At 59.1% G+C, this 16,487-nt stretch carries 19 protein-coding genes; 14 read left to right on the forward strand and 5 right to left on the reverse strand.

What is annotated here, in order from left to right; all coding sequences use genetic code 11:
• Positions 1-432 precede the first annotated feature (432 nt).
• From J2Y55_RS10490 to J2Y55_RS10510, 5 genes are all read left to right on the forward strand, one after another.
• Complete coding sequence (locus J2Y55_RS10490) at positions 433-2,625, forward strand: methyl-accepting chemotaxis protein (protein ID WP_310151858.1); 2,193 nt, start codon at positions 433-435, stop codon at positions 2,623-2,625.
• Between the two features lie 365 nt (positions 2,626-2,990).
• Entirely contained in the window at positions 2,991-3,251 is a 261-nt protein-coding gene (locus J2Y55_RS10495; RefSeq protein ID WP_310151861.1) for a hypothetical protein, read from the forward strand.
• Positions 3,252-3,261: 10 nt separating this feature from the next.
• Entirely contained in the window at positions 3,262-3,684 is a 423-nt protein-coding gene (locus tag J2Y55_RS10500; protein ID WP_310151864.1) for a hypothetical protein, read from the forward strand.
• Positions 3,681-4,964: a relaxase/mobilization nuclease domain-containing protein gene (locus tag J2Y55_RS10505; RefSeq protein ID WP_310151866.1), complete on the forward strand. Its 1,284-nt coding sequence runs from the start codon at positions 3,681-3,683 to the stop codon at positions 4,962-4,964. The genes J2Y55_RS10500 and J2Y55_RS10505 overlap by 4 nt, the downstream gene beginning before the upstream one ends.
• 18 nt (positions 4,965-4,982) lie before the next feature.
• Positions 4,983-6,935 (forward strand): type IV secretory system conjugative DNA transfer family protein, encoded by a 1,953-nt coding sequence (locus tag J2Y55_RS10510; protein WP_310151869.1) that lies wholly within the window; start codon positions 4,983-4,985, stop codon positions 6,933-6,935.
• A 213-nt stretch (positions 6,936-7,148) separates the two neighbouring features.
• Here the strand turns inward: J2Y55_RS10510 and J2Y55_RS10515 are convergent, their stop codons facing one another.
• The 3 genes from J2Y55_RS10515 to J2Y55_RS10525 form a co-directional block, all read right to left on the reverse strand.
• Positions 7,149-7,556 carry a hypothetical protein gene (locus J2Y55_RS10515; protein WP_310151873.1) on the reverse strand — a complete coding sequence of 136 codons (408 nt, stop codon included), beginning with the start codon at positions 7,554-7,556 and terminating at the stop codon, positions 7,149-7,151.
• A 93-nt stretch (positions 7,557-7,649) separates the two neighbouring features.
• Positions 7,650-7,811, reverse strand: coding sequence for a hypothetical protein (locus J2Y55_RS10520; protein WP_310151876.1), 162 nt, complete (start codon positions 7,809-7,811; stop codon positions 7,650-7,652).
• On the reverse strand, positions 7,808-8,029 hold the full coding sequence (locus tag J2Y55_RS10525) for a hypothetical protein (protein ID WP_310151879.1): 222 nt from the start codon (positions 8,027-8,029) through the stop codon (positions 7,808-7,810). The genes J2Y55_RS10520 and J2Y55_RS10525 overlap by 4 nt, the downstream gene beginning before the upstream one ends.
• Positions 8,030-8,438: 409 nt before the next feature.
• On the opposite strand from J2Y55_RS10525, the gene J2Y55_RS10530 reads away from it, so the two are divergent.
• Together J2Y55_RS10530 and J2Y55_RS10535 are read left to right on the forward strand one after the other, a co-directional pair.
• Complete coding sequence (locus J2Y55_RS10530) at positions 8,439-9,242, forward strand: hypothetical protein (RefSeq protein WP_310151882.1); 804 nt, start codon at positions 8,439-8,441, stop codon at positions 9,240-9,242.
• A 14-nt stretch (positions 9,243-9,256) separates the two neighbouring features.
• Entirely contained in the window at positions 9,257-9,808 is a 552-nt protein-coding gene (locus J2Y55_RS10535) for a hypothetical protein (protein ID WP_310151885.1), read from the forward strand.
• 289 nt (positions 9,809-10,097) lie between these two features.
• On the opposite strand, the gene J2Y55_RS10540 is transcribed toward J2Y55_RS10535, so the two are convergent.
• Complete coding sequence (locus J2Y55_RS10540; protein ID WP_310151887.1) at positions 10,098-10,961, reverse strand: glycoside hydrolase family 75 protein; 864 nt, start codon at positions 10,959-10,961, stop codon at positions 10,098-10,100.
• A gap of 86 nt (positions 10,962-11,047) precedes the next feature.
• Here J2Y55_RS10540 and J2Y55_RS10545 point away from each other — a divergent pair, with 86 nt between their 5' ends.
• Positions 11,048-12,040: a hypothetical protein gene (locus J2Y55_RS10545; protein WP_310151889.1), complete on the forward strand. Its 993-nt coding sequence runs from the start codon at positions 11,048-11,050 to the stop codon at positions 12,038-12,040.
• 89 nt (positions 12,041-12,129) lie between these two features.
• On the opposite strand, the gene J2Y55_RS10550 is transcribed toward J2Y55_RS10545, so the two are convergent.
• On the reverse strand, positions 12,130-12,723 hold the full coding sequence (locus J2Y55_RS10550) for a tyrosine-type recombinase/integrase (protein ID WP_310151890.1): 594 nt from the start codon (positions 12,721-12,723) through the stop codon (positions 12,130-12,132).
• 279 nt (positions 12,724-13,002) lie between these two features.
• On the opposite strand from J2Y55_RS10550, the gene J2Y55_RS10555 reads away from it, so the two are divergent.
• From J2Y55_RS10555 to J2Y55_RS10580, 6 genes are all read left to right on the forward strand, one after another.
• Positions 13,003-13,164 carry a hypothetical protein gene (locus J2Y55_RS10555; RefSeq protein ID WP_310151892.1) on the forward strand — a complete coding sequence of 54 codons (162 nt, stop codon included), beginning with the start codon at positions 13,003-13,005 and terminating at the stop codon, positions 13,162-13,164.
• An 87-nt stretch (positions 13,165-13,251) separates the two neighbouring features.
• Positions 13,252-13,596: a hypothetical protein gene (locus J2Y55_RS10560; RefSeq protein WP_310151894.1), complete on the forward strand. Its 345-nt coding sequence runs from the start codon at positions 13,252-13,254 to the stop codon at positions 13,594-13,596.
• Positions 13,597-13,662: 66 nt separating this feature from the next.
• Positions 13,663-14,055, forward strand: a complete 393-nt coding sequence (locus J2Y55_RS10565; protein ID WP_310151897.1) for a hypothetical protein — start codon at positions 13,663-13,665, stop codon at positions 14,053-14,055.
• A 275-nt stretch (positions 14,056-14,330) separates the two neighbouring features.
• The gene (locus J2Y55_RS10570; protein WP_310151900.1) at positions 14,331-14,792 is read left to right on the forward strand and encodes a mobile mystery protein A; all 462 of its coding nucleotides are present in this window, start codon (positions 14,331-14,333) and stop codon (positions 14,790-14,792) included.
• A complete protein-coding gene (locus tag J2Y55_RS10575) occupies positions 14,789-15,385 on the forward strand; it encodes a mobile mystery protein B (RefSeq protein ID WP_310151903.1) in 597 nt (198 codons plus the stop codon). The genes J2Y55_RS10570 and J2Y55_RS10575 overlap by 4 nt, the downstream gene beginning before the upstream one ends.
• 299 nt (positions 15,386-15,684) lie before the next feature.
• Entirely contained in the window at positions 15,685-16,458 is a 774-nt protein-coding gene (locus J2Y55_RS10580; RefSeq protein ID WP_310151906.1) for a hypothetical protein, read from the forward strand.
• The last annotated feature ends 29 nt before the right edge of the window (positions 16,459-16,487 follow it).

Consider the following 16,487-nt stretch of genomic DNA (forward strand, 5'->3'; position numbering starts at 1 on the left):
GCAATAGCATGCGGTATCGGCTTGATTTTATTCTATTCGAGCGAAAACTTCAGTTCGTTCGAACTAATCCGATGGGGTTACTTCCGGACGAAGCGGCCGCGCTTCCCATCGAAGATCTCACCGAGATTTTAAAGGTCATAGCGGGTCGGACCTGCAATCCCTGCAGGCGGCGTCGGCGCAATGGTGTAGCTGAAGAGGGCAGCGTGCCTTTGCCGCGCCAGTCGAACAGCGCGTTCACGCGGGGATGATCGCCGCGGCGCCAACCTGCCTGTTCCCCTTTCGAGAATTGGTCCAGGCAGCCAAAAGAAGCTCCGGCGACGCCCATGCGCGCTCTGCGTGCGCCATCAGCGAAACTCTAGTATGACGCTGCGTCATTATCGTTAACGCAAAGTATTTAAATATATCCACACGCGTTCGCGTGGGAGAAGAAACGTGCCGAGATTTCAGTCGTTGGGCGCCAAGGCTGCCGGACTTGTCATCATCATGTGCGTGACGTGCTGTGTCGTTCTGCTGGGGCTCTCGCATTTCGAACTGAAGTCAGATGCGGATCTGGTCATGGCGAAAGATGCTTTGGCGACGCGCGATCGAGCTCAGGACGTGCTGGCCAAGATCGGCCAACGGGTCGAAACCTACTCCTCGATCTACGCGACGCACCCCGACGTTGTCGCGGCGGTTCGAAGCGGCGACACGGCCAGGCTGCGGGAGACGTTCGAGCGCCTCTTCGCGCAGATCAAAAAACTCGATCCCATCGTCGGCACGCTTGAAGTGACCGATGCCAAGGGCATAGTGATCATGCGCGGTCACAACCCCAGCAGCGCCGGCGATGACAAGAGCAGGGAGCTTTTGGTGAGCCAGGCCATCGCGGGTCAGGCGGCGAACGGCCTTTCCGTATCGCCCTCATCCGGAGAGGTCGCGACCGAAGCCGTTCGGCCGATCAATTTTGGCGAGCAGCGCATCGGCACCTTGAAGATCGGTTCTCGCTTTAGGGCTGATACGGCTGCCGAGATCAAGCGACTGACCGGGGCAGAGGCCGTGCTCATCTACAAGGCCATGGTGAATGCCTCGACGCTTCCTGATCTTAAGTCTCTCGCCATACCCGATGGGGCACTGGCAGCGAACGCGACCGCCCCGCTCCAGTTGGGGGAACGCTCCTTCGAAGCTTCAGGGTTGTCACTGCCACTGCATGGTGCAGAACCTCTCGTCGTCATGACGCTGACCGACCGCGGGCCGAGGCAGTCAGCCCTCATTGCCTTCGAACTGGGGCTCGCGGTCAAGGCGATGCTCATGCTCCTGGTCCTGATTCCGCTTGTGGCGCTGATCTCGCGCCGCAGCGTGCGGACGATCGAGCATCTGACAAGCGTCATGAAGTCGCTGACCTCGGGCCATCTCGATGTCGTGGTCCCTCATCAAGGCCGCAAGGACGAGATCGGAGCGATGGCGGCGTCTATCGCAGTGTTCAGGGACAACATCATTCGGGTTCGCGCTCTGGAAGGCGAAGAGCAACGCGGTGCCGTCGAGCGTATCGCGCGCGCCGAGGCGATGGCCCATGTCGTGATCCAAGTTGGGGGTATCGTCGAACGCGCCGCCAAAGGCGATTTCAGCGGGCGTGTTTCGAGCGACAACATTGGGCCCGAGCTGCGAAAACTCGTTGAAAGCGTCAATCTGATCAACCAGGTGGTCGACAGCGCGACGGACGAATTTGCGACCGTTCTGCACGCCGTGGCCGAGGGAGACCTCACGCAAGAGGTCGAAAATGCCTATGAGGGCCGACTCGGCGAACTCAAGGCTGCGATCAACGGCACCGTTCACAAGCTGAGCGCGACCGTGACCACGATTCAAGCCACGGCGGCCCAGATTGGCCTTTCGGCGCGCGAAATCACGATGGGCGCCAATGATCTGTCGCAGCGCACGGAACAGCAGGCGTCCTCGCTGGAAGAGACGGCCGCAACCACCGAGGAGCTCGCGGCTTCTGTCAAAGAGAGCGCCACGTCCTCGCGTCATAGCGTTTCGCTGGCTCATGAGACGACGTCCATTGCCGAACAGGGCGGCGACATTGTCAGCGATGCGGTTGAAGCGATGGCGCGCATCGAGCTGTCGAGCGGCAAGATCGCCGACATCACGACGGTCATTGACGGAATCGCGTTCCAGACCAACCTGCTAGCGCTGAACGCGGCTGTCGAAGCCGCGCGGGCAGGTGATGCCGGCAAGGGCTTTGCCGTCGTGGCCTCCGAAGTTCGCACCCTGGCGCAACGCTCGAGCGAGGCGGCTCGCGACATCAAGTTGCTGATCAGCACCTCGGGATCGGAAGTCACCCAAGGTGTGGCGCTGGTGAGAGCCACCGGAGAGGTCTTGAGCAAGATCGCCTCGTCGGCCAATACCCTCTGCGGAACGATCACGCAGATAGCAGCAGCGTCCGGCGAGCAATCCAACGGCATCGATGCAATGGCGCAGGTCGTGGCGCATATGGACGAAATGACACAACAGAATGCGGCCCTTTCGGAGGAAAGCGCTGCTTCGGCGATCTCGTTGTCAGAGCAGATCGACCGACTGAACCAGATGGTCGACAGCTTCAAGACCCAGGATCACGGTGCGTCGAAGCCCAGGCTGGTCAAGGCGGCAGCTTGATGGCCAGCCCCTCCGGCGCGGCAATGATTGCTCGCCCTCCTGGTCCAGCACCATCCGCACCGCGCGGCCCCGCACCTCAGGCGAGACCATGTTCGTCGTCTTACTCGTCATGACTCCACCTGCTTAGTAGCGGGAGCCTCCGACAAATCCGGCGCGGTTCAGGGAGCTTGACGACCGAGAACGGCAAGGTTCAGCAATTCACGCTGCGCGAGCGCGGCGCGACGGTCGGCACCTGGGATCGCGAGGCGGCCGGCTATGTGCTCAAGCGGTTGTAGAGCCGCTTCAGGCGGCCTTTGGCGGCGAACGCACAGCCTTCGCAAGGGGGCGGACTGCCCGCCGGCCGCTCAGGCCGCCCCATCGAAGCCGTGAGCGAAGCGAACTGGCGCGAGATCAAGAAAGTGGCGGAGAGTTCGGACCTAAATTCGAACTCCCTCTTCGACATCTTGGCCGACTGGAACCACCAACTCAAGCATTCTGGCATCGACTTCGACAGCCTGCCAAACAGTGCCGTTACCCCCGCTAAACCGGCCGCCCCCGCTCCGATAACGTCGCTTCCGGCCATCGCGGCCCGCAAGACAAGGAAGCGCGTCCTGCGCCCCCGCGCGTCGCCTCTGACGCCGAACTGAGGGCCGGGCCATGGCAAGACATGAACGCGCTGCGGAAGCGCGGCCCTTTTCCATTCGCCTGACGGATGGCGAGAAGGCGGCGCTTCAGGCCAAGGCCGGGCGCGTGCCGCTCGGAGCCTATGCCCGTAAAATCCTGCTCGGCGACAACGCCGAGCATCGTGACGCTGTCGGCCTCGTGCCGCGCACCGATGCCGCTTTGCTGGCGCGGATGCTGGCAATGCTCGGCGAGTCGGGCCTCGCGGACAGCCTGAACACCCTGGCCCGGCATGCCGAGGCGGGCGCGCTGATCGGCGACGCCGTCACCATTGAGCGGCTGCACAATGCCTGTGATGCCATCGTCACCATGCGCCTCCTGCTGCTGCACGCGCTGGGCAAGCGCATCCTCGACGCCAGCAAGACCGCGCCGCCAGCCAATCCGGAGGATTGGCTATGATCCTCGTCGGCTCGCAGCGCGGCGGCGGGGCCAACCTCGCTCAACACCTGATGAAACTCGACGAGAACGACCACGTCACCGTGGTCGAGCGGCGCGGTTTCGTCGGCACGACGCTACGCGAGGCCTTCGACGAAGCGCATGCCATCTCGAAGGCCACGAAGGCAAAGCAGTACCTGTTCTCGCTGAGCCTCTCGCCACCACGCGACGCCCATATCGATCTGGAAGGACTGAAAGACGCCGTCGAGCGTGCGGAGCAGTCTCTTGGTTTGACCGGCCAGCCAAGAGTCATCGTGTGCCACGAGAAGCACGGGCGGCGGCACTGGCACTGTGTGTGGAGCCGTATCGATGCGCACGCGCTGAAGGCGATCAATCTCCCGTATTACAAAACCCGCCTCAACGCGCTGTCGCGGGATCTTTTCCTCGAACACGGCTGGGAGCTGCCGGAAGGCTATCGCACCAATGGTTGGCGCAATCCGCTCAATTTCGATCTGGCGGAATGGCAGCAGGCGCAGCGTCTCGGCCTCGATCCGCGAGAGCTGAAGCAGCTCTTCCGCGACGCGTGGATCCGCTCGGACAGCCTCGCCGGGTTCCGGCACGCGCTGGAAGAGAGCGGGTATTTTCTGGCGCAGGGCGACAGGCGCGGCTTCGTCGCGGTCGATATCCATGGCGAGGTCTTCGCGCTCGCGCGGGCCGTAGGCGTCAAAACTAAGGACATCACAGACCGCCTCGGCGACCCGGCGCAATTGCCGAGCGTCGCGGACGTCCACCAAACCTTTAAGACGCGCATGATCGAACGCGCGCGAGAACTTCGGCGCGAGAACCGTCAGACGCAGGAAGCTGAACAGGCCCCCTTCATCGCCGAACGCGAGGCGATGAAGGCCCAGCACCAGGCCGAGCGCGAGCGTCTGCGCGAAGGACAGGAACAACGCTGGCAGCGAGAGGCCCGCGAGCGCGTCGCGCGGCTGCGCACTGGTATGCGCGGTGCCTGGGATCTGCTGACCGGCCGCGCCCGCGTCATACGCCGCGAGAACGAGCGCGAGTCATACGCGACCTTCTCGCGCGATCGGACCCAGCAGGAAGAACTCTATCGCGCGCAGATGCGCGAGCGGCGTGAACTGCAAGCCCGCATCGATGCGCTGGCGCAAGCGCAGCGGCAGGGCCGCCGCGAACTGGCCCGCCGTATCGGCGCGCTGCTGCGCCCGCCCGATCCGCCCGATCGCGACCAGTCCAAACCGTTCGCGCGACGCATTCGCCCGCGCGGGCCTTCGCTCGACCGCTGACCATCACAGGAGGAACTCATGCTGAACTTTCTCGACAATGTGCATCTTTCGCTGTCGCTTTGGTGCGGGCGCCACTTTCGCGGACTGCTGACCTTCACCACCGGCGCGCCCGTCGCCTGGCTGGCGGCGCGGCGCGAGACCAATGCCTGGGGCCAGCTCATTCCGACCGGGCAGATCCAGCTCAATCAGCTGACTCAGGTTGTGATGGTGGGCGCGGGCGGGTTCATCGCCGGCTTCTGCGCCGTCGCCATCATTGTGCTGATGCGGCGCTACCGCGACGTTGCGATAGCACTTCTGGCGCTGGCAGGACTTTACATCACGCTCGTGCCCTTCGTCGGCAACATGATGATCCCCATCGCAGCGCTGACCGGCCTCGCGGTCGGCCTCGCCATTGCCTATGCCCGGTTCCTGTATGACGCGTCGCCGCGATCTACGACCTTCGGCTCGGCGATGTGGGCCAATGCCGCGCATATCGACGAGAACGGCCTGTTCGCGGGAGATGGCCTCTATCTCGGGCGGTTTCCGGTCACCGATGTTGCAAGCGGCAACGTCGAACTGAAGGCCCTGCGTTATATCGGTGACCGCCACGGTCTCACGATTGGTCCAGCGCGCTCGGGCAAGGGGGCCGGGACGGTCCTGCCCAATCTCCTGACCTATCGCGGCTCCGTCATCTGCATTGATCCCAAGGGTGAGAACGCGCTCGTGTCGCTGCCCGCTCGGCATCGCATGGGACAAAAGCTGCATGTGGTCGATCCGTGGGGGTTGGTCGCGCCGCTCTACAAAATCCCCGCCGCACGCTTCAATCCGCTCGACTGGCTGCAAACGGACCCTGCGCATATCAACGAGAACGCGCTCATCATCGCGGACTCGCTGGTCGTGTCGTCTGGCGGCAAGGAGCAGTTCTGGGATGAGGAAGCGAAAGCCTTCCTGGTCGGCATCATTCTTCATGTCGCAACTGACGCGGAGGAAGAGGGGCGGCGCAACCTCGGTCGTGTCCGCGATTGCCTGCTGCTCGATGCGGACGGCACCGAGGCGCTGCTGCGCCGGATGTATCAGAGCAACAACGCCGTCGTCTCCGGCGCGGGCGCGCGCGGGCTTCAGAAGGAAGAAAAGCTGCTCGCCAATGTGCTCGCGTCGGCGCAATCGCATACGCATTTTCTCGACAGCCCGCAGGTGCGCGAGAGCCTGTCCGCGTCGGACTTTCGCTTTGAGGATTTGAAGCACGACTCCGCGAGCGTGTTTCTCATCCTGCCCGCCGATCGGATGAAGCCGTTTGCGCGCTGGCTGCGCCTGCTGCTCCAGCAGGCGATCACCGTCAACGCGCGCAATATCGCGCATAAACCTGAGCGCCCGATCCTGTTCATGCTCGACGAGATGGCGGCGCTCGGCAAACTCACCATGGTCGAGCAGGCCTATGGCCTGATGGCGGGCTACGGCATGCTCATGTGGGGTATCGTGCAGGACATCGGGCAGCTTGAGCACATTTACGGCAAGGGCTGGTCCACCTTCGTCGCCAATAGCGGCGTCCTGCAATATCTCGGCAGCCGCGATGCGCAGACGGCGGAGTATTTCTCCAAGCTCTGCGGCACCACGACGGTGAAGACGCTATCGTCCGGCCTGTCGCGCGCCGTCTCGTCCAGCGTCGGCAAGCAAGGCGGCGGCGAGACCACGACCAGCAGCAGCAATACGGGTGAGGCGGCGCGCAGCCTCGTCCTGCCTGACGAGCTGATGACGATGCGCAAGGATATTCAGCTTGTGCTGGTCGAGAACATGAACCCCATCGCCGCCCGCAAGATCGTCTGGCACAGCGATCCCGCTTTCGAGAATCTCGGTGTCAATCTTCATCGTGCTCCCAAGGCTCCGGCGGCCCCAGCCAGTCAGGCCGTGGCAAACCTGCCTTCTCCCGCGCGAGCCAGGTCCAGTACAGATTCCAGGCCAGCGCGTTCGACAGGGGGCAATCCTTCCGGCTGAGATCGCATGTCCTGATGTACATGGCGACATCGAGGCCGCTGGCGTCGATCCAGTCGAGATAATCCCAGTAGCGCTGGGTGAGAAAGACGATCTCTTTCTCACCCAGCGCATTGTCCACATAGCGTCCGACAAGCTCTTCTTCGTCCGTTTGTGCCTGATATTCTCCGTCGTCCATGACGGATTCTATCAAGCCGCGCCAACGGCGATCAATGATTATCGGGAGCGATCATTTCTCTCGCGGCTAAGGTCACCGGGCGCAAAGCGCTGGAACTCCTTGCGCTCGCTTGTCTGGTCACGCGACGACGCGCCTTGCTCCCGCGAGACAGTATCGCGGCCCTCCAGACGGCGCTTGAAGGGCCGTTCTTTCTCGCCGGGATTGGGCGCGGCGATCGGCACGTCGCGCGGCGGCGTGGGCGGCTTGTTTTCGAAACTGGCGGGGTCGCGTGGCCGGTCTGGGCGCGCTGCGCTGCGTGCGCCGCCCCCACTTATGCCGCCCGGTCCTGACGGAACCGGCGCGGCGAGGCCGCGCTGCAAGACGTTTCTGCGGCTGGCGAAATCGGGTTTGGGATCATGATCCGTGTTGCCGCGCCAACGCTTGTCGCGATCGGTTTCATCCGCCATGACGCATCCCCCTGGCGCCTCTGATGCCGAAAACATTCCACCCGACTGAGGCCAATCTGTGAGCATGGGCGCGTGAAGCGCCCATGCTTGGCTTTAAGCTTTATCGGCCTCGCGCCGCTCGCGCTCGATGCAACGCACCTCGCGCCAGAAGGCCGCGACATCCTCGTATTCCCAGCCCATGCAAAACACGAGAATGCGTTCAACCTCGCGAATGTTGAGAGGCACGGATTTGAGCGGCTTGCCTTTGGGGGTCATGACTGCCCCCCGTTGGCGCGGGCTTCGTCGGCTTCGCTGACAGCCCGAACCTGGATGCGGCCCGTGAGGGGGAAGCTGTCGAATTTGAGCGAGACGCCTTTCTGGTCGCGGTTGCTCCAGCCTGCGCCGACGCGAACCCATTTGGCGGCGTCGCCTTCGCCTATCACCTGCCAGATGATGTGGTCAGGGCGGCGGCGTGATGTGTCTTGTGTGGTCATGGTCATAGTCCTTTGCGTGTTCGTTTCGAGGCGGTACTGCGCCGTCCTCATGGAAAGCCGTTGGAGCGGGGCCAATAGGCGGCGGATCACACCCCGCGCGGTCACGCGCGCCGGAGGGGCGGAGCTGCACAAGCGCGTGCAACGAGTGCGGAAGCGAGCCGGGTTGAACCGCAGCCGGACCCGGTCAGGTTTCCATGAATGAGGACGGTCATGTGCCAGAAATTGAGAAGCGACAGGATGCTACCTAGCCACGCGCTTGAGACAGCACCGGACTTCGCGACCTACTCGGCACTATTTTCGCTGGGAGCTTTAGTCGCATACTGGATACCACGGACGCGCAAACCTGATTGTAGAAGGTGCCTCTTTGTGGTGTGTTAGTCGTCAAGATTGCTGAGCACTGGGGTCAATGATGTTGAGACAGCTGACTGCAGGTACCATGATTGCAAGCATGTTGTGCTCGACAGCGATAGCCGAGACTTCAACTCAGAAAATGGTTGACGACCCGAAAAGCAATTATTTTTTTATAAAGAAGTATTTAAAATCAGATCAGCGCATTAATTCACTTATGCCGTCCGGAACGGACATCGACATTAATGATGATCGTCGGACGCTAATGACATGCTCTGATACGACACTAGCGTTTGGTCAACAAAAAAAAATTAAAAGCACAAATCTTATCAATTTTGCATTTGAGATGCTTTATATGGAGGCGATGCTCAAAACTACAGGCTATCCAACTTCGACCTGGGCTTCAAAAATTTCTGCGTACGAACGGGACAGCATCATAGCTGTTAGTCTATCAAGGAAAATGGTCGATAATCGAAATGGAAACAGTTTTACTAAACGATTGGCAGCGGAATTGAATGATTACCGTCGCAAGAACAATAGACGTCTGCCCGTTATTTTACCGACAGCCACAGAATGCGGCGACGGAGAGATCGATGTGAAAATCGTGACTGATCCCAAAGCTATCCGTGTTCAGTTTATTAATAAGATTTATTTTGATTTGTGTAAATTTCAAAAACTAGACGCCTCTAAGCCATCTGAATGCGATCATTATACCGACTACGCTTCCGAGAAAGACGGGATCTATATGGCTGGACGTTATAAGGTTCTGGTAACTTGGACTAATTCTTCAAAGATATTTGATATGGACGTTGACAATTTGCGAGACGGCGGTGCCGGAACAAGAATATGGAGGGTAAGCCAGTAGCAGGAATAACTACGATGTCTGGTTATGACGATTTTTTGCAGACGCTGAGGCGATTTCGCAGTCTGTCTGTATTGACGGTATCGGGCGGCGCGGTTGTGCCATTTTTTGCTTATCTGGCGAAAATATCTCCGCCATGGCCACCGGGGATCATGATACTAACGGCGATAGTCGAGCTTTTAGGGCTTATTATTTCTTTTCAGTTCTATAAACAAAAAAGCCGACGAATTGTAGAAAAATCTATGATTTTTGTCGTTCTGAGTTTGGCTTTTACCAGCGTTGTCTACCTGTCGACTTTTTCGCAATTCACTTACCAGGCTCCCAATGCATCAACTCGATCTATAAAAGGCTTTGTATGTCGACCCGAAGTAAAATTAGCATTTTCTCAAGAGTGCCCGGATCTCACTCCGGAAAGGCTTGCTGACGCGCAGTACCGGGCTGAGTTGCTGTGGACGGAATGGTCTATAACAATTGTTCGGATGATCCTTACGTTGTCATGGCTTTTATGTTGCGTTCTTTTGACGATATTCATCGGAATATTTATAGTTTTCCAAGGAAGACGGCGCTGAACGACTGATTTGCGCGGTTTAACTGCCCCCCTCTGACGGTCAAATCACTCAATTTGGACGTTTGTCTATGCCCACATCCTTGCGGCGATGCGCCGCTCTTCCTCACCCATTGCCTGGAGATAGATGGCGGTCGACTCACGCGCGCGCCGACCGCTTGCCGTCATTGAAACGTGCAGGGCGACAGTGCTGAAGTGGCGCGAAGCTCGCCATCGTCAGTAGTCAGCGACGAGCGCAGCCGGAGATCGTCCCGTCATCGGAAGGTGGCCAGCGCGGTAGGCCTTCTTGTGCTCTAATTTCTTGCCGTGCAGGCTTTAAGGCGCTCCGCGCCGCCCCATTTCTGTAAGGCAGCCGCGCCAGATTCGTTGATATCAGCGCGCCAGGCGTCGATATCGAGACGTGGTTTGGATGTGGTATCAGGGAAAACGACCACCGCTACCTGGTCCTCTATGTTGGTGTAAGCACGCAGGACGCCCCTCATTTTGACGTACGGCTTGCCGCCAAGATCCTGTTGTAAACGTACGGACGCCTCGTCAAGACGACCACCCGTATCTCCAAATACGGCGTAGGCGAGCTTTCCGGTTTTAGGTCGATACACTGCGGCAAGCGCACCATTTTGTACATTATGGGCCGACCGGAACGCCTCAGGTAAAACAACATACGGAATAGCTGTGGCGTCGATATATCGACGCTGCGTGCCTTCTGCCGCATCCTTAACCTCAACAAAAGTTGTCGAGATAAAGGCTTCACCCGGCAGTGGGTCGCCAGCTTTCTGGATGGCAGGCTGGCCTGTTACTTTATCTTTCATGAAGCCAAAAATGGCCACACTATTGTAATTTCCACTGATTTTTGCTGCGGCCCATGCAGTCTGGCATTTTGATTGCCAGTCGGGATCGCTTGTTGTGACCCTCCGCCCGTTTTCGATTGCGGCCACGCCATCGCACGTAAACGAAAGGCCTCTGCCATCGACACGGTAGGAATTCGGAGCTCCGTCCGCATCCACCTTCAATATATTGGTGCGGTACACCAAGGCGTTTTCGATTTTCCAGGCGGTATTGGAGCCATGCTTGGCAATCGGATTAATGGTTGGGCATTCAGCGGCGTGCGCAGCCTCCAACATAAGGACACCCGCAAAAATTGAAATCCACGCGCGCATGGGCCAGCCCCTCCTGCTTTAAATCCCAGGTTGCAAGATCCAACAACTATGGTTGTATAGCAATTCCTGAATCCGGGGATGGGCGCGTGAAAGCATTTTTTCTTAAATCGCTCATCGCGAGCGTGTTTGCCGTCGCGACTTTTGCATCGAACGCGTCAGCTGACGCGCCAAAACGTGGGCTTTACTGGAATGTTAGAGACACAAACGGCGTAGGCAGCGACCCCGCAAAAACAAAAGCCGCGATTGACGAGATAAAATCTTACGGCGTATCTGAAGTTCATATTTGGCTGAACGAAAATATCGATGTCGCCAACTGCAAAGCGACATTCGATTACAAAGGCCCGAACGGCTACTTTCATCCTGCTAGCTTGCGCGGCTTTACAAAAGCCCTAGCTGACGAAAATATTAGCACTGTTTACACGTTAAGCCCTTTGTTTCAGTCACGTGCTTTTCTAGATTCTCTAAAAGGCGGAGATAAACCTTTAGCTATTGCCGCTGAATTTGGTGGTGTTACGATTGAGCTTGATCTTGAATACAACTGGACTGAAAAATCACGCAAGCGTTCCAAATTCAGAAATTGTGCCGACAGCATAGAGACGAGCAAGGCAAGCGCTGAGCTTGTGAAGGCAATTCGTGAAACGACACCACGATCAAAAATCATGGTCAGCACTAATGGCTACGATAGATCTCATCTCGAATTGATCGCTGCCGCCGACATGATCAGCCCACAACTCTATGGTGCTCATTTTGCCTATAAACCGAATGAGCTCGACGCGGAACTCAAACGCTTTATGAACACCTATAGAGACAAGATCATCATCCCCACTCTGTCTGCTGAATGCAGCCCCTCGCACGCCAGCGAGTGCTCGGAAGCAATTTTCGACGCCGGTGTGCAGATCGCGCGCAAAGCGGCGGCCTGTTTTCCGCAACGAGTTCCGGGCTATCTGGTATGGGGAAAGATGGAAGTCAGCGAGGTCAACGCCACGGGCAAGGGATGCACAGGCTATCCCATTTGCAGTAGTTTTGGCCGGCGCTATCTGCGTGACTCCGCGAATGCGCCTGCGGCGAGCTGCGGATAGAGCGCTGGCGAGGGTTTTTAAATAGCCCCCGAAGGCAAGGCGGTTCTTCACGCGATGCCCGATAAATCCAAAACCGACAGGGCTTCTGCCTACATCCACATCCGCGCTGCAATAATCCGCTCTTCCTCGCCCATGGCCTGGAGATAGATGGCGGTGGTAGTCATGCTCGCGTGGCCGAGCCAGCGCTGCACCAGATTGAGCGGGACGCCGGAATTGACTGCGTGCAGCCCGAACCCGTGCCTCAATCCTTTCGGCGTCGCATGGATGCCGGAGGGAATGCCCGCCTCCACCATGACCTGCTTCACGAGCTGCCACGCGCGGCTGCGCGACCAATGCCACAGGCATGCATCGGCATTGCGCGTTGACACGCCGTGCACGGCGTCGAGCATCACAAGCAATTCGTTAGGCACCGGCACCTCGCGCATGACGATCGTCCGGCTGCGCTTTTTCAAACTGCGGATAGCGATGAGCCCAGAATCCATGCCGACCTGCCCGACCTGCAACGCCAGAGCCTCGGAGATCCGGCAGCCAGTATAGGCCAGCGTCAGGCACAGGGTTTTTACCTCGGGCCGCGCACACTGTTCGGCCGCATCGAGGAAGCGCGCACGCTCTGCGGCGGTGAGGTATTTCCGCTGTCCGCCCTGTGTGTAGAGGCTCGCATTTGGCGCGCGAAGAACCGGCATTGGATCGTCCCATCCGGCAAGGCCGACGAGGGGACGCGACAGTGTTGCCTATTCTGTTGACCGCCTTCAACCCCTTGCAAACGCTGCGTCGGGGCGCCTTTCGCGCTTAAATTGCTAGCACGACGTTCAGTCATCGGCAAGGGAATCGCGCGTATTTTCCGGCATACGCGACAGAATAGGCAAGTCTGTCGTACCACCTGACCTTCTCGTACATAGCAAAGCCTCACGGATTTTCCGGGGGCTTTTTTGATTCAAGGCCGCTCATCAAGGGAGATGACCATGTCTGACATCGACCATGCCCAGAAACAGGCGCAGCAGAACTTCAACCTCAATCCGCAGACGCCGATGGTGACACCGCAGACCATCAACGATGCTGTTGTGCGCAATGCGTACAACGCGGAAGTCGCCCGCCAGCGCAGCGAGAGCGAGAAGCGCAAGTAAGCGCCGCTGACGAGGGAAGGGCCGGGGCAGAAGCGCCCTGGCCCTTCTTCACGAGAAAATCCCATCACCCATCAGTGGAGTCAGTCCGTGAACATCAAGACCATCTCGCTCGCCGCCACCGGCTTCGGTGCGGCCCTGTTCCTGTTCGCCGTCATCATGTGGGTGGGGAACAAGCCCGATTTCTACAAACTCGGCACCTCGACCTGCGGTCTGTTCGGCAGCCCCGGCGGCAGACAGTATGACCAGTGTTATGAGGAGGCGGTGCGCAACGGTGATGCGGCGAGTTCTGCCTATAACGGCTGTCTGTTCAGCTCGCGCTATGCGCTGTGCCAGGGCGTGACCGCCGTCCCCTATCTGAGCATCGCGGGCATCATGATCCTGCTCGGTGGCGGCGGCCTGTTTCTCTATGGCAGAACAAGGCGCCCGGCCTGACGTTCAAGGCATTCCGGAAGCGCCTCGCGCTCCGGAATGCCGCCACGCAATCATCCGGAGAAGACCATGCAGAAAATGACAGGCCTGCTTTTGATCGTCGGCATCCTGGGCTGCGGGCAGCCCGCGATGTCCGCCGACTCGTTCCCGCTCAGGCGCGGGCATTACGTGGCGAACGTCCCGTGCGGGAACGCCTCGCACGGCACGCTCTCGACCTATAGCGGCGGCACAGCTTTCGGCGTCGGGCCCGCGCAGTGCCGGATGAGAATTCTGACGCAGACCGGCAACACGTATCGCGTCCGGCAGGAATGCACCTCCGCGCGCGATGAATCGCGGTCCAGCATCGCGGCGGAAATCACCGTCGAAAGCGATACCGCCTACACCCTGAAAAACGAGTACGGCACATTCAGAAGCCGCTACTGCGCGGCGAACACGCTGCCGAGTCCGTGGGGGACGCGGTAGGGGCATGGCTCCCTGTCTCGGTTCTCCGTGATGCTGGCCACAACGCGCGGCCAGCATCACGGCTGATTGGGTATAATCGGGTATCAAATTGGGTATGCGGCATATCTTAAATTGCATTATCATATTGAAAAATAACGATTTATATGAGATTTGGGGGAAATAAAAAACAAGCTACAGGCTGATAATACAGAAGTAAAATAAGGCTGTAGCATGATTTAATGCAATGATGTATCATACCAGAGACTGATAACGCATAGTACGGATCAGGCTCTGATATGAAAAATGACACGCGACACCGCGCCCGCCAGCGCCTCGACGAACGGCTTTTGCCGCTGAAGCCGATCGAACGATACAAGCAGCCCCCCAAGGGATGGCTCCGGGCAATCCGGGATGCACTCGGCATGACCGGCGTCCAGTTTGCCCGGCGTCTCGGCGTCAGCCCGCAAAGCGTGGACGCGCTGGAGAAGTCGGAAGCGACCGGCTCCATCAAGCTCGATACGCTGCGCCGTGCGGCGGAAGCCCTCGACTGCACCCTGGTCTATGCGTTGGTTCCCAACACGTCGCTGGAAGGCGTCGTGACTGACCGCGCCCGCGCCATCGCCCTGCATGATCTCGGGCGCGTCGCGCATACGATGAAGCTGGAAGCGCAGGGCACGGGCGATGCCGACATGGAACGGCGTATCGAGTCCTATATCCGCGACACGCTGAAAGACCGCGATCTGTGGGCGCGGTCGTGACGGATCTGTTTCAAGAACCGGATGACGCCACGCCGCTGGACCCTTCGGAGCGCGACGACCTCAAGCAGAGCTGGATTACGCATCGGCGCGACTTGAACGAGGCCGAGCAGGAAAACATCGTGAAAGGTGCGGCCTGGGCTCGCCGCAGCCGTGGCACCAATCCCGCCGACATCCTGAGCGAGGATTTCGCGAAAACACTGCACCGGCGGATGTTCGGCGATGTCTGGAAATGGGCAGGGACGTACCGCCGGACCGAGCGCAATATCGGTATCGAAGCCTACCGCATCCCCGCTGAAGTCCCCGCCATGTTCGACGACATCCGCTACTGGGTCGAGCACAAGACCTTCCCGCCGGATGAAATCGCGGTGCGCCTGCATCACCGCCTTGTGGCGATCCATCCGTTTCCGAACGGCAACGGGCGTCATGCGCGGCTGATGGCGGATTTGCTGATCGAACGGCTGGGCGGCCAGCCGTTCAGTTGGGGCGGTGGCAGTCTGGCCGATATTGGGACGCTGCGCCGGGGCTATGTCACCGCGCTCCAAGCAGCCGACAGTCACGACATCCGCGCGCTGCTGGCATTCGCGCGGTCGTAGGACGCGGATTTGTAGAGTGGCAGATTGGCGCTTCTGGCAGGCGCATTTCGACACTAGGATGGATAAGGGCAACCAAAGTCTGGAACAAGCGTCTGCGTATCGTTTATCTCGATCAGAACAAATGGATTGAGCTGGCCCGCGCGGCTAAGCGACCGGATGAACATGCCGGTCTACAACCGCTTCTGAAGCGCATACGTGAGTGCATTGATGCCGGCTCGCTGGCGTTGCCCCTCACGTCCACAAACATCTACGAAACGCAAAAGGTCAACAGTCCGGAGCGGCGCCATGATCTGGCATTCATGCAAGCCGCATTCAGCCGAGGGCTCGTCTTTCGTGGGCGGCAAAGGCGCCTGGAAGCGGAGTTGGGCGCGGTTTTAGCCAATTGTTGCAGGCTGACCCTGCCTGTCCGTGAGCCGCACTGGTTTCTGTCGAGTGTCTTTTTTGAAGCTTTCGCCGAATGGAACGACGAACGGCTGGGGCTCCGGATCTCGGAAAGGGTAGTTCGCTTCATTCGTGCGGACCCGGCCGCCCAGCTTTACGAGTATCTGATCGGAACGTCGGAGGCTGTCCGAACGGCTGCAGTCAGCAATTTTTCCGATGGCTCTGAACGCCTGCGAGCGCTGGTGGAGGATCGACGCGCCAGACACGCAAACGAACCCGTGTCCATGCGTCGGAGAATCTACAGTGCGCTTCTGATGATCGATGATGTGGAACGCATCATCCGGTTTGCAAACGGAATGGGCATACCTTGGCAGACCGTTCAAGATGTGGGGTCAACGAATGCGCGCCGCATTATCAATGAGGTGCCGGTCTATTACATTGAGCGCGAAATTGCGTTGCGACTTGAAGCACAGAGCAGACCGATTGATCAGAATGATTTTCGGGATATGCAATCTTTCTGTGCGGCCATCCCGTATGCGGACCTCGTGATTGGCGAAAACCAGTTTGTTAATTTGGCTCGTCAATCAGGCCTTGACCGGAAATTCGAAACTAGGTTGGCGACGGACATTCTTGCGCTCGGCGAACTCCTTGATCAACGAGGAGAAACGCCTGAATTGCGCGCGGGCGGCTAAAGACATTCCCGCCCTTTTACGCCCTATAT

This window comes from Allobosea sp. BE125 (assembly GCF_031456075.1).
GTDB lineage: Bacteria > Pseudomonadota > Alphaproteobacteria > Rhizobiales > Beijerinckiaceae > Allobosea.